11 protein-coding genes are annotated in these 12169 nt (G+C 44.1%); 5 read left to right on the top strand and 6 right to left on the bottom strand.

From position 1 onward, the window contains the following. Positions 1-100: 100 nt before the first annotated feature. The 3 genes from BAE46_RS05650 (at position 101) to BAE46_RS05640 (ending at position 3554) form a co-directional block, all read left to right on the top strand. The gene (locus BAE46_RS05650) at positions 101-847 is read left to right on the top strand and encodes an SDR family oxidoreductase (RefSeq protein ID WP_006004603.1); all 747 of its coding nucleotides are present in this window, start codon (positions 101-103) and stop codon (positions 845-847) included. A 24-nt stretch (positions 848-871) separates the two neighbouring features. After that, a complete protein-coding gene (locus BAE46_RS05645) occupies positions 872-1735 on the top strand; it encodes a bile acid:sodium symporter family protein (RefSeq protein WP_006004601.1) in 864 nt (287 codons plus the stop codon). A gap of 169 nt (positions 1736-1904) precedes the next feature. Beyond that, on the top strand, positions 1905-3554 hold the full coding sequence (locus BAE46_RS05640; protein WP_006004599.1) for a serine hydrolase: 1650 nt from the start codon (positions 1905-1907) through the stop codon (positions 3552-3554). Here BAE46_RS05640 and BAE46_RS05635 read toward each other — a convergent pair. The 5 genes from BAE46_RS05635 to BAE46_RS15205 form a co-directional block, all read right to left on the bottom strand. Then, entirely contained in the window at positions 3532-4443 is a 912-nt protein-coding gene (locus tag BAE46_RS05635; RefSeq protein WP_070111937.1) for an HvfC/BufC N-terminal domain-containing protein, read from the bottom strand. The genes BAE46_RS05640 and BAE46_RS05635 overlap by 23 nt on opposite strands. A gap of 1 nt (position 4444) precedes the next feature. Next, a complete protein-coding gene (locus BAE46_RS05630; protein WP_070111936.1) occupies positions 4445-5323 on the bottom strand; it encodes an MbnB/TglH/ChrH family RiPP precursor modification enzyme in 879 nt (292 codons plus the stop codon). Between the two features lie 60 nt (positions 5324-5383). Then, positions 5384-5698 carry a BufA1 family periplasmic bufferin-type metallophore gene (locus BAE46_RS05625; RefSeq protein ID WP_006004594.1) on the bottom strand — a complete coding sequence of 105 codons (315 nt, stop codon included), beginning with the start codon at positions 5696-5698 and terminating at the stop codon, positions 5384-5386. A 171-nt stretch (positions 5699-5869) separates the two neighbouring features. Continuing rightward, the gene (kynU, locus tag BAE46_RS05620) at positions 5870-7192 is read right to left on the bottom strand and encodes a kynureninase (protein WP_070111935.1); all 1323 of its coding nucleotides are present in this window, start codon (positions 7190-7192) and stop codon (positions 5870-5872) included. A gap of 146 nt (positions 7193-7338) precedes the next feature. Then, positions 7339-7431 (bottom strand): SEC-C metal-binding domain-containing protein, encoded by a 93-nt coding sequence (locus BAE46_RS15205; protein ID WP_369403273.1) that lies wholly within the window; start codon positions 7429-7431, stop codon positions 7339-7341. A 370-nt stretch (positions 7432-7801) separates the two neighbouring features. On the opposite strand from BAE46_RS15205, the gene ggt reads away from it, so the two are divergent. Continuing rightward, entirely contained in the window at positions 7802-9385 is a 1584-nt protein-coding gene (gene ggt / locus BAE46_RS05610; protein WP_244884989.1) for a gamma-glutamyltransferase, read from the top strand. Positions 9386-9393: 8 nt separating this feature from the next. Here the strand turns inward: ggt and BAE46_RS05605 are convergent, their stop codons facing one another. Next, positions 9394-9645, bottom strand: coding sequence for a hypothetical protein (locus tag BAE46_RS05605; protein ID WP_006004586.1), 252 nt, complete (start codon positions 9643-9645; stop codon positions 9394-9396). Between the two features lie 286 nt (positions 9646-9931). Here BAE46_RS05605 and BAE46_RS05600 point away from each other — a divergent pair, with 286 nt between their 5' ends. Further along, on the top strand, positions 9932-12169 hold the full coding sequence (locus BAE46_RS05600; RefSeq protein WP_070111932.1) for a S9 family peptidase: 2238 nt from the start codon (positions 9932-9934) through the stop codon (positions 12167-12169).

Here is a 12169-nt window from a genome sequence, read left to right as displayed (position 1 = left end):
TATTCATATTGTTAAAAAACATAGCATTAGTACTACAAAGCAGCGTCATTTAATAAGCGCTGGCTTTGCACTGTAAATAGCATATTCGGACAATATAACCATGAGAAAAAACATTCTGATCACGGGCGCAAGCTCAGGCCTTGGCCGTGAAATGGCGGTGCAATTTGCGCAAAAAGGTCGCAACCTAGCCTTATGTGCTCGGCGCATAGACCGCCTTGAAATACTAAAAGCAGAGCTACTGGCTATCAATCCAAGCATAAGCGTTATCATTAAGTCTTTAGATGTCAACGACCACGACGCCGTATTCACTGTGTTCAATGAATTCAAACAAGAACTTGGACAGCTTGACCGAGTAATCGTAAACGCAGGCATGGGCAAAGGGGCTTCCATTGGCACCGGCTACTTTGAAGCCAATAAACAAACTGCCATTACAAATTTTGTATCGGCCTTGGCGCAGTGTGAAGCCGCTGTGACTATTTTCAGAGCGCAAAACGCTGGGCATTTAGTCACCATTTCATCTATTAGTGCGGTGCGCGGGTTCAGACGCGCCTTAAACGTATACGCCGCCACAAAAGCCGCCATTACCTCCTTAAGTGAAGGCCTGCGAATGGATTTAGCCAAAACACCCATTAAGGTATCCACCATTCATCCTGGCTTTATTCGCAGTGAAATTAATGAAAAAGTAAAAAAAGTACCGTTTATGGTCGACACACAAACGGGCTGCAAAGCCATGGTAGCGGCGATTGAAAAAGAAGGTGCAAATAGCTACGTACCTACTTGGCCATGGGCGATAATGCAGCTAATAATGCGAGTGGCGCCCTTGTCTTTGCTGGCAAAAATGAGCTAAGCCCCAATCGAGTGAGTTAACCACATGCAGTCTACTGTTTTCACCGCCATATTCTTACCTTTAGTGCTTGCCAGTATTATGTTTGGAATGGGCTTGAGTCTGCAGCTTAAAGACTTTGCGCGCTTAGCCAAATTGCCTAAACCAATATTTGTGGGCCTGTTTGGGCAGATGCTGCTGTTACCTGCCCTTGCCTTTGCTATTGCGCTTGCCTTTAATGCCTCAGCACAAATCGCAATAGGCATGATGCTGCTAGCGGCGTGCCCCGGCGGCAGCACCTCAAATTTACTCTCGCATTTAGCCAAAGCTAACTTAGCTCTGTCTATATCGTTAACGGCAATCACCACCGTTATTTGCGTATTTACTACGCCCTTTTTAATTGCCTTCTCTATCAACTACTTTTCTGAAGGCGAACCTGTAGAATTTTCTTTGCTCAAGACCTCTTTGGGCTTAATTGTTATTACACTTGTGCCTGTAGCGCTTGGCATGTTGACCCGTCATCGTTTTATCAATATCGCCTTAAGGCTGGAGCCTATCTTTCGTAAACTTGCCATTGTGTTCATGTTATTGCTAATTGTAAAAATTAGTTTTGACGAGCGTGAAATGCTGGTGGAAGGATTCCCCGACTTATACTTGTTCACTATTGGCCTAAACTTAAGCGCTACGCTGCTGGGGATGCTGCTGGCGAAACTATTTTTACTTAATCAAAAAGATCGCATAACCTTAGGAATAGAAGTAGGCACACAAAATGCGACGCTTGCTATTTTAATTGCAGTTAGCTTTATACAAGAGCCAGCCTATGCGCTTATTGCCGGCGGGTATGGTTTAATGATGTATTTAGGCGCTGCTGGTTTGGTTTTGTATTCGCGAAACAAAGGTGTCAAAGAATAAAATGCATCGCGTTTTATATCACCCTAAACCGATGGCTTTTTATGACAGCAATAGCGAACGTTGCCAGTATGTTTAGAAATACTTAACTTGTAATATTCGGCATTCTTCACCACACTGTTAGTAGTCTTTTCACACCTAATCATTTATTTATGCAGAGTACTATTCAACTATGAACATGCGCTTTTCTTCGAATATAAATAAGCAACATTCAAATCCTCTTATCTTTTTGTATCAACGTAAACTGGCACTAAATCTGTGCTTGGTATTGCTATGTACATTCTCCGTTTCTGCCCTCAGTAAAAGTGTCGATAAGAAGCATATTGAGCAAGCAATCGAGGAAGCGCTTAGCACATTTCAAACACCCGGCATGGCGGTTGGCATTATTCACCAAAACGAAGTGGTGCTGTCGAAAGGCTTCGGCAAAGCCAATATTGCTAACAACAAAAAGGTAGATGCGCAAACCTATTTTCGCCTAGCGTCTACCAGTAAAGCTTTTACCAGTGCGGCATTGGCAATTTTAGTGGATGAAGAAAAGTTAAACTGGAACGATAAAGTTATTACCCACCTGCCAGAATTTACGCTTTATGACCCCTATGTTACCCGCGAATTTACCATTACCGATTTACTGACGCACCGCAGCGGCCTAATTAACGGCGCAGGCGACAGCATGATTTGGCCAGAGCCTTCAGGCTTCACGCGCGCAGAAGTCATTGCTAATCTACAATATTTAACACCCGAGTATAGCTTTAGAGACCGCTATGCATATTCCAATGTCATGTACATTACGGCAGGCGAACTAGTCGCTAAAGTCAGCGGCATGAGTTTTGAAAATTTTGTGGAGCAGCGCATTTTTAAACCGCTCGCGATGAACTGTTTTGTGGGCGACATTCCCAAGGCAAGTTTAAACAACGTGGCGATGGGCTATGCTCATAACAGCGCGCGCGGTATTTATGCTATACCGCGCAATGGCATTTCACAACAGGGGCTAATGTCAGCAGCCGCAGGCGGCATGGTGTGCAATGTGCAAGATATGTTGAAATGGATAGGCGCTTTGCTTAACCGTAACAACCTGCCCTTTTCAGATAAGCAGCTTACACAAATGTGGTATCCGCAGACTATTTTATGGGTATCGCCACAGGAGCGTGAGTGGAACAAGACCCTATTTAAAAGCTATGGCTTAGGCTGGCGCTTAGCCAATATTGGTGAGCTTAACGTTATTTCACACACCGGCACACTTTCAGGCTATCAGGCCTATGTGCTAATGGTGCCTAAACTAACGCTTGGTGTGGTTATTTTAAGCAATGGCTCTAATTCAGCGGCGCGCGGCTCAGTCATGCAAACTATTGTGAAAGCTTATATGCAAAAAGCAGGATATGTTGACAAACAGCAGCAAGATTGGATAAGCACCTATGTGGATCATTTGGACGAGCGTGAACAAGCTTATTTGGCCAAATTTGAAGAGCCCGTTGCCACTGCGCCAATGAGTATTACTGATGAACAAATTTTAGGTGAATACAAAGACAAGTGGTTTGGCAGTTTCACCGTAGTGAGCACCAATCACAAAACAGCGGCTAACACCCCTATTTTGCGCATAAGCTCCAACAGGATGAAAACCCTGACGGGCACCCTAGCACCTTTTCAAGACGCTACCTATAAAATAGAATGGGATAATAAAAATGCCGCCAGCGATGCGTTCATGCATTTTACGCTCAATGTAAAGCGTGAAGTAGTTAAAGCCGAGCTGCATCCGTTTAGGGTCGACACCGTTGTGAATCATGCATATCGCGACATGACGTTTATAAAGATCGCGCCCGAATAACTATCGCACACACTTTTTTCGACGCTATGCTTTGCTGTAGCCACCTACTCATGCCACTTTGGTCGTTGCCAAAATGGCTGAGCACATCGCTAACACTATTATTGCTGAGCATACTGCGAAATGCATTGTTTGTAGCTTCATCGCAGTATTCAAATAGACCTTTGTAATGCTGCCTCCATAAAACAATAGAGCGATAAGTCGGCTTTTTTATCGCGCTACTTATCAAACCTTGCACCTTATTACTGCTTGTCTGCTTTTGCACTTGCGCGCTGTGAGAAAGACACTCATCCTCATAGGTATGCGCTAGTTCGTAAAGTTCTTGAACAGGAAATAAAGCCTCAGTGAGCTGCAAGCCAATGCCTGGCAAAAAGCGAAGTGTTTCTGGGGGCTTAGTTTGCAATAACGAAAATGACGCAGCATCAAAGGCTCTATTAGACGCCCGCTCTATTTGCATTAAGCGCCAGTCGATATCCGCAAGCTCGGGCAAAAAAGGCATGCTGGTAAGCGCGTCGATGCTAAGCATAAATTCACTTAAGCCTTGCCCGTAGCCTGCCCAATCGAAGCACGTTTTGGGATAAGCTTTTAAATACGCTAACGACAGTTTGCGAAAGTCTTCTTCATCCATTATGGCAAACACAGTGCTGTAAGTGATCGACAGCGCTCTTATGCCACTCATTATGTAGTTGTTACGATAAACACTGAGCGCGTTTTGTGTGTTTACTTGCATGGAAGAGCTGTCGGCTGATGTATTTACAGAATTGTCATTAAATGGTTTAGTAATGAGTTTGCTGGAAAGCTCATTTTCTTGTTGTGTGTTATTCAAGCTTTTTTCAGGTGAGTCTTTATCTTGATTAAACACAGCCTGAATAAGCAAAGATTGATAGCGCATGTTAAAATCTGGCTTTTTGAGCTTCGCCCACTAGCACTTCCCAAGTAGGTAGTTTATTGTCCCACTCTATTAAGGTAGCCGCATTGCCAAACAGCGCTTTTGCTCGTGTGTATAATTCCCAACATTGAGGAGACACCGCACTTGCATGATCATCCACAATAAAGCCATTCACTTTGTTGTCACTAAAGCCAGCTAAATGAATTTCACCCACCAAATGAGCGGGTATTTGTTTTATATTTTCATATACATAGTCAACTACATTGGTTTGTTGTTGATTCAACGCATTTACAATAAGATTATTGAGATCAAGCAATAAACCACACCCCGCCTGCTGGCAAAGCGCAATTAAAAACGCAAATTCGCTCATTTCATCTGCTTGCATGGGATCTATATGCGATACGCTGATATAAGAAGACAGGTTTTCAATTAAAATGGGCCGCTTGAGTTTGTCCTGCACCTGAGCAATATTAGTGGCTAATACACGTAAAGAAGCTTGATTATATGCCAACGGCAGCAAATCGCCTGAATGCAGCACGTGCCCGTCAACCAAAGCCCTGTTAAAGCATAAATGTTCCGACACCCACTTTGCATTACTCACGTTAACCACGTGCGCAAATTGTGCAAGCGTATCGCATGGTAGCGCCATATTTGAGCCTAAACCTAAAGACGTGCCGTGAATGCTGATGTCGTATTTTTGTGCGGCGTCTTGCAGCACTTCAAGCGCTATGCCGCCTTTTGCAAAAAAGTTCTCAGCGTGTAGCTCAACAAAATCGATGTGCGTGTTTATAGGATTGTCAGACAGAGCTTGTGCATAGTGAGGGTGGCGTAGCCCAACACCTACAAGGCCATTGGGCTGCTCGGTAACTGAAAATGGGTTCACGCTAGCTCCTAATAGAAGAACAACTAAGCATTGAGGGTGAATTAGTTGCTTGTGTTTTTCTTAGCCCGCGTTTGTATATTGAATTGCATTTTTCTCAGCCTGCATTTCTTGAAACATTTTTTTCGCTTCATTACCGTCAAATCCGCCTAAGTCTTTGCATGTACCTGCGGGTACTAAACGCCACTCACCAATGTCGTTATCAACAGTAGACTGACCTGCGCAGCTGTGAGTGCCGGCTAAATTTCCACAGTCATTTTGACCCGCCTTTGACACGCCGTAGCATTTTTCTTTGTTTTTAGCAGCATCAACCGCATCAATTACGCCTAGAGACATTACGGCGGCTAGGGCAGCGACGACAGCAATATTCGTTTTCATAATCATTCCTTTTTAATTTTCAGTAATAGCGCATCAAATAGTCAAAAAACACGCGTTACTATAGCAAACTGGTAAAATACTTCTGCGTTTTCATCATTAGCCTATTTAGTGCAAACGTAAAGCGCTGGTAAAGATGTATTTTTCGATGTTGATATTACTACCTTGCGACCCCTATGTAACCTTATTCTTTATCAAAAACTGCGGCTGGGTATAGCGCTTAGTTCTCACAATACTAGTTAATATCAGCGCCGCGTTTAGCATGTCGGTAAAGTGAAGAAATAACGGCGAAAAACCAATGCGCAAAATATCGGGCGACCTGAAATCGCTTATTACACCTTCGCTTATTAATGCTTGGCAAATGGCATAGGCGTGTGGATGCTTGTAAGAAATTTGGCTGCCGCGCATTTGAGCCTGCTCGTTACATGCTAAGACAAGTGGCGAGTCACTGGGTGAGTAGCTAGCATTTATTTGCTCAACGCAAGATTGAAAAAAGTCGTTTAGCGCAATTGATTTAGCGCGCAAATCGCTCACGCTTATTGTTTCAAACATGTCTAGTGCGGCGTCTAAAACGCTCATAGAGATAATACTCGGGGTTCCGCATAAAAGCTGCTCAATACCTGCGGCTTTTTCGTAATCATGCTCAAAATCAAAGGGCTTTTTATGCCCCAGCCAGCCACTTAGCGGCTGTTGTAAATCGGGTAATAAACGTTCAGCTACATAGGCAAAACCTGGTGCGCCCGGGCCACCGTTTAAATATTTATAGGTGCAGCCTACGGCAAAATCTACCTCACACTCTTCAAGCGCTAAAGGCAACACGCCTGCACTGTGCGCTAAATCCCATAACACTAAAATTCCCTTAGCGTGAGCAAGCTCGGTTAGTGCCTGCAAATCGTGAATATCGCCATTTCTAAAATTCACATGCGTGAGCATAAGTACCGCTATACAATGACCATGTTCTTCAATGCTGCGGGTTATATCTTTGCTGTCAACACTCATTAACTCAAGCTTTGTTTGTGTGCCACTATTTAACAGCTGGCCCAACCCTTGCACCATGTATAAATCGGTTGGAAAATTATCCTTTTGAGATAATATTAGGGTGCGCGCATCGGTTTTGTCATCCGCGGCTTGCTTAGCGCTAAGTAATAACGCAGCGCTTAGCAATTTAAACAAGTTAACTGAAATAGAATCGCAGCAAATAACCGTATTAGGCGCCGCGCCTATCAGCTTGGCTATTTTGTTACCCACTGTTGTTGGCAAGTTAATCCAGTCATGCACATTCCAGCTGCTAATTAAACTGTTTCCCCACTGCTGCTCCACCACCTCTGCCGCCCTATTTTTGGCCGCTTTACTTAGGGGGCCTAAGGAGTTTCCATCGACATAAATGACGTTTTGGGGCAGTAAAAACTCACTTTTAAACGAGGCTAAAGGGTCTTCTTGATTTAACTTTTTAGCCTTAGCTAGTAAATCGGCTGCTAATTTATGGTTAGACGGCATTTTAGGCTACTCCCATGTTTGCTTGGTTGAACGCTAATAGTCATATACAAAAGGCTCGCTAGTACAAAGCGAGCATAGGTGCCTATCGTAAAAGGTAAAGCACAATTACTTACTCAAGGCGCCAGAATATATATACCTTACAGCAATTACGCTAGGCAACAACGCTTAAATTTTTTGCCACTGCCGCATAAACAAGTGTCGTTACGAGAGGGCGTTACTGCGCCTGACTTATGCAGCATATCGCCATCTTCCATAACGCCATTTCCCGTTTGTGTTACCGCGCCTACCAATGGCTAAGCTTCAAATACAAAACTTCATTACGCCAACGGTATAAAGCATTAAACACAAAGATATCGAATCAAACGCCAATGTTGTGTAAAGTGGGGAATCATCCAAGCTATCACACTGTCATTAGCCGTTTATAAAAATTTCCCGTGTGCTTATCGTATAAAATCAACTGAGTAATTAATGAAATCCACTAACCAATATCGCTTAATTTTCCCCTTCTTAATGACCGCTTTTTTTATCAGCCTTGCCGGCTGTAACACACAAAACGTATCATCAACACCTCCCGAAAAACAAAAAAAACAGGCCCAGCAGGCGGTCGCTATGCCCGACAGTTTTGCAGCAAGCGTAGCAATGGATGTGTTAAATAACGGCGGCAACGCGGTTGACGCTGCTATTGCAGCCCACTTCAGCTTAGCCGTCACATTGCCTGAAGCCGGTAACATTGGCGGCGGTGGCTTCATGGTTATTCATTATGAAGGAGCAAACGACTTTTTAGACTACCGCGAAGTCGCCCCACAAAACGCCCATCGCGATATGTACTTAAACAAAGACGGCGAGGTAAACACCAATCAGTCTATCTACGGTGTGTTAGCGTCGGGCGTGCCTGGCTCAGTGTCGGGCATGTGGGCCTTACATAAAAAATATGGCTCTATGCCATGGGAGCAGTTACTCGCACCGGCGGTGGCGCTTGCAAAAGACGGCTTTGTTATGCCTAAAATGCTCGCCGATAGCATTGCCCAATACATTGAATATTTACAAGAACAAAATATAAGCGTGAATTTTGCCGACTATTTTGCGTCTGCCAAAGCCGGAAAATTGTTTGTACAGCCAGAACTCGCAGCTACCTTATCGCGCATTCAAACATTAGGGGAAGACGGTTTTTACAAAGGCGAAACCGCTTTGTTAATTGAACAGTTTATGCAACAACATGGCGGCCTTATTTCACGCAGCGATTTAGTGCAGTATGAGTCTAAATGGCGTGCACCCATTATTAGTCAATGGCGTGAATATAAAGTAATAAGCGCGGCTCCTCCAAGCTCAGGCGGTATAGCGGTGGCCCAGTGGCTACAAATGTACGACGCGGTTAAAGCGCGCGTGCCGAATCAAACTATTGCCCACAATAGCCCTTTATACGTTCATATTTTAGCCGAAGCGGGTAAGCGCGTGTTTGCCGATCGCGCTGAGTATTTGGGCGATCCCGACTTTTTTGAAGTACCCAAAACCGAGCTGCTAGCACCGGAGTATATCGCCAAGCGCGCCAGTTCCATTAACATTAACGCGATTTCAGATACCAGCGCCATTCGTCCGGGCTTAGCGCAAAGCGAACAAACCACACATTTCTCAATTGTCGATAAGCACGGCAACGCGGTGTCTAATACCACCACTATTAATTTAGGCTTTGGCAGTGGCATGGTGGTAGCAGGCGCAGGCTTTTTACTCAACGATGAAATGGACGACTTTAGTGTAAAGCGCGGCGTGCCGAACTTTTTTGGTGCTGTAGGCGGCGTCGCCAATGAAATTCAACCCTTCAAAAGAATGCTCAGCAGCATGACACCAACCATTGTGCTAAAAGACGGAAATATTGCGATGGTGACAGGTTCGCCGGGCGGCACCACAATATTGTCTTCGGTGTATTTAAGTATTCTAAACGCCTTAGAGTTTTCAATGCCGGTGCAAAGCGTGGTTGATTCGCCTAGATTTCATCATCAGTTACTGCCTAAAGATGAAATTTGGTATCATGAAGCAATGCCTAAAGAGACTATGCAAGCTTTAGAAGCGATGGGATACACCAGCAAAACCAGCCAGTTTGGTGATCTACACATTATCGTGAACAGAGGTAATGGGCTTGAAGCGGCCTCAGAAGCTCGCGGCCGGGGCAAAGCAATAGTTGAAAATGTGGACTGAAGGTAGGTTTAAAACACCACAAAATTAAACACAATGAGTGCCACAAAAATAATTGAAAAATAAGGAATGGGCGACGACCAAATTGTTAAAGGCTGATGTGGATCTATGTTGCCCATTTGCTGTCGCCTTCGCATCAAATAGCTAAAAAAGAAAAACGGAAGAGGCACTATCCCTACATAAGCAATACCTAACCACCCAAACGCCGACCACGCCATGAACGCGACATAGGCGTAAATTAATGCTAGTACAATGTATTTCACTGCGACTTCCTTTTTTGCCCGTTGCGCACGTTTACAATTAACATATACCTAGAGTGTGCCTGTTACGCGCACATTAGTAAAATAAATAGGCAAATTGCGTAAAAGTATTACCTTGCCCAATACTCCCACGACATAAAGCAAAACCTAAGCTGTTCGTCAATAATGCCACAAGCACTTGATTATCTTGTTATGACGGCCCACTAATGGTATTTTTGATAAGATTTCTATTCTCGAGTCATGGCGTTCTGTGGCTTACATCAAGCTGTTATTGTAATAAGGAAAAACCATGCTTCACCGTTTAATGTTGCCCATAATGTCGGTGTTAAGTATTTCGATACTAACGGCTTGTTCACCTTCTCAAGAGTCTACAATGCCTGAAAAAACAATCCAAGAACCTACACTCAAAACGCTCAGCATCGTCGCCCCCGTTGCCAATAAAATTCCGTTTACAGCAACGCATCATGGCAAGACCATTAGTGATCATTACAACTGGTTAAAAGACGCAGACTATCCAGAGGTAAACGACAGCGCCATTATCGATTATTTGAATGAAGAAAACGCGTATTTCAATGCCTTTATTGCGCCTAAAACACCTTTAGTAGACACCTTGTTTGAAGAATTTAAGGGCCGTACTAACGACCAAGAAAGTTCACTACCATGGATTGAAAACGGTTACGAATACACATCATTTTTTAACGAAGGTGGAGAGTATCGCACTTATACTCGTCGTAAGTTAGACACAGCAAGTAACGACACTACTTTAAATTCTGATAATAACAGTAATAGTGACGCCAACAGCGGCGATAAAATATTCTTAAATGTAACTGAACTAGCCAAGCCCTATGATTATTTCAGCATGGGCGATTGGGAAATAAGCCCCAATAATCAATACCTCGCATATTCTTACAATACCAACGGCGATGAGCGCTACACGATAGTCATTAAAGACCTAAACACCGGTAAATTACTGGCTGACCAGTTAAGCGATACCAGCGGAGAAATAAGCTTTAGCGCCGACAGTCAGTCACTCGTATACGGTCAGCTTGACAAAGACCGCTGGTTTACAACCAGTATTAACCTGCATACATTAGGCACTAGCCAGCAAGATGATATTGCGCTGTTAAGTGAAAAAGACGACAGCTATTTCATGAATTTTAATATGACTAGCTCAAATGAGTTTTTGTTACTGGGCAGTGGGCAAAGTGAAATTAGCGAAGTATATGTCCTACCCGCTAACAACCTCAGTGCAAAGCCGGTGTTGTTAGTGTCTAGAGAACAGGCGTTTATCGCCAGTATTGATCATGCTAACGGCTATTTCTATATTGTCGCAAACGACACCCACGTCAATTCAAGACTAGCAAAAGTGGCTGACAACAACCCTGCTTATGCAAACTGGGAAACGCTTATTGCAGGCTCGGATGAACGCTACTTTATCGGCATGCAGTTGTTTAAGAACTTTATGTCTATTGTCTCTAGAGAAAACGGCATTGAGCGCTTTACTATTTCTGATTATGCAGACAACTCACACGATATTGTTTTTCCTGAATCTGTCTTTGCGGTATCTAACGGCATGAACCCAGAGTTTAATCAGGACTTTATTCGTATAAACTATGATTCAATGATTACACCAAGCACTGTTTTTGACTATTATCTAGCAGATAAAAAATTAGTCATTAAAAAGGTGCAAGAAATTCCCTCAGGTTACGATAAGTCACAGTATGTCACTGAACGACTTATGGCCCCTGCTCGCGACGGCGTGCTAGTGCCAGTTACCATCGTGTATCACAAAGACTTCAAAAAAGATGGCTCTCAGCCTATGCATTTATATGGATATGGCGCCTACGGGATGACCATAAGGCCTAGTTTTTCTAGCACGCGCCTTAGTCTGCTTGATCGCGGTTTTTCATACGCCATAGCCCATGTGCGCGGCAGCGACATGTTAGGCCATCAGTGGTATTTAGATGGTAAGTTGACTCAGCGCAACAATACCTTCAACGACTTTGTAGATGTGGCTAATTACTTAGTGTCTCAAAACTATGTCCAAGCGGGAAATATCAGCATTTCTGGACGCAGTGCAGGCGGTAAACTAATGGGCGCTGTGACAATACAAGCGCCCACACTATGGCGTTCAGTCACCCTGGGTGTGCCCTTCGTTGACGTGCTAAACACGATGCTTGATGCAAATTTGCCGCTCACTCCGCCAGAGTGGAGTGAATGGGGTAACCCCATTGAAGACACAGCTGCCTTTGATCTTATTCAAGCATACTCGCCCTACGACAACATTGCCCGCGTTGATTATCCGCCCATGCTAGTCACCGGCGGTTTAAATGACCCGCGTGTAACCTACTGGGAACCCGCTAAATGGACGGCAAGAATGCGCGAATTAAAAACCGATGACAATTTATTGATTATGCGCATTAACATGGGCGCGGGTCATTTTGCGAACAGCGGTCGCTATGGGCGATTGCGTGATAATGCGGAAGAATTCGCATTTATGTTAGCGTCGCATGGCATCACACAGTAA

The organism is Glaciecola punicea (assembly GCF_001756615.1).
Lineage (GTDB): Bacteria > Pseudomonadota > Gammaproteobacteria > Enterobacterales > Alteromonadaceae > Glaciecola > Glaciecola punicea.
This window is presented reverse-complemented; position numbering and strand designations above follow the sequence as displayed.

Excerpts from the sequence above, each read along its gene's own strand:
- BAE46_RS05650 (WP_006004603.1), top strand. The coding sequence starts at position 101 with ATGAGAAAAAACATTCTGATCACGGGCGCAAGCTCAGGCCTTGGCCGT.
- BAE46_RS05645 (WP_006004601.1), top strand. The coding sequence starts at position 872 with ATGCAGTCTACTGTTTTCACCGCCATATTCTTACCTTTAGTGCTTGCC.
- BAE46_RS05640 (WP_006004599.1), top strand. The coding sequence starts at position 1,905 with ATGAACATGCGCTTTTCTTCGAATATAAATAAGCAACATTCAAATCCT.
- BAE46_RS05635 (WP_070111937.1), bottom strand. The coding sequence starts at position 4,443 with ATGCGCTATCAATCTTTGCTTATTCAGGCTGTGTTTAATCAAGATAAA.
- BAE46_RS05625 (WP_006004594.1), bottom strand. The coding sequence starts at position 5,698 with ATGAAAACGAATATTGCTGTCGTCGCTGCCCTAGCCGCCGTAATGTCT.
- kynU (WP_070111935.1), bottom strand. The coding sequence starts at position 7,192 with ATGCCGTCTAACCATAAATTAGCAGCCGATTTACTAGCTAAGGCTAAA.
- BAE46_RS15205 (WP_369403273.1), bottom strand. The coding sequence starts at position 7,431 with ATGCTGCATAAGTCAGGCGCAGTAACGCCCTCTCGTAACGACACTTGT.
- ggt (WP_244884989.1), top strand. The coding sequence starts at position 7,802 with ATGCCCGACAGTTTTGCAGCAAGCGTAGCAATGGATGTGTTAAATAAC.
- BAE46_RS05600 (WP_070111932.1), top strand. The coding sequence starts at position 9,932 with ATGCTTCACCGTTTAATGTTGCCCATAATGTCGGTGTTAAGTATTTCG.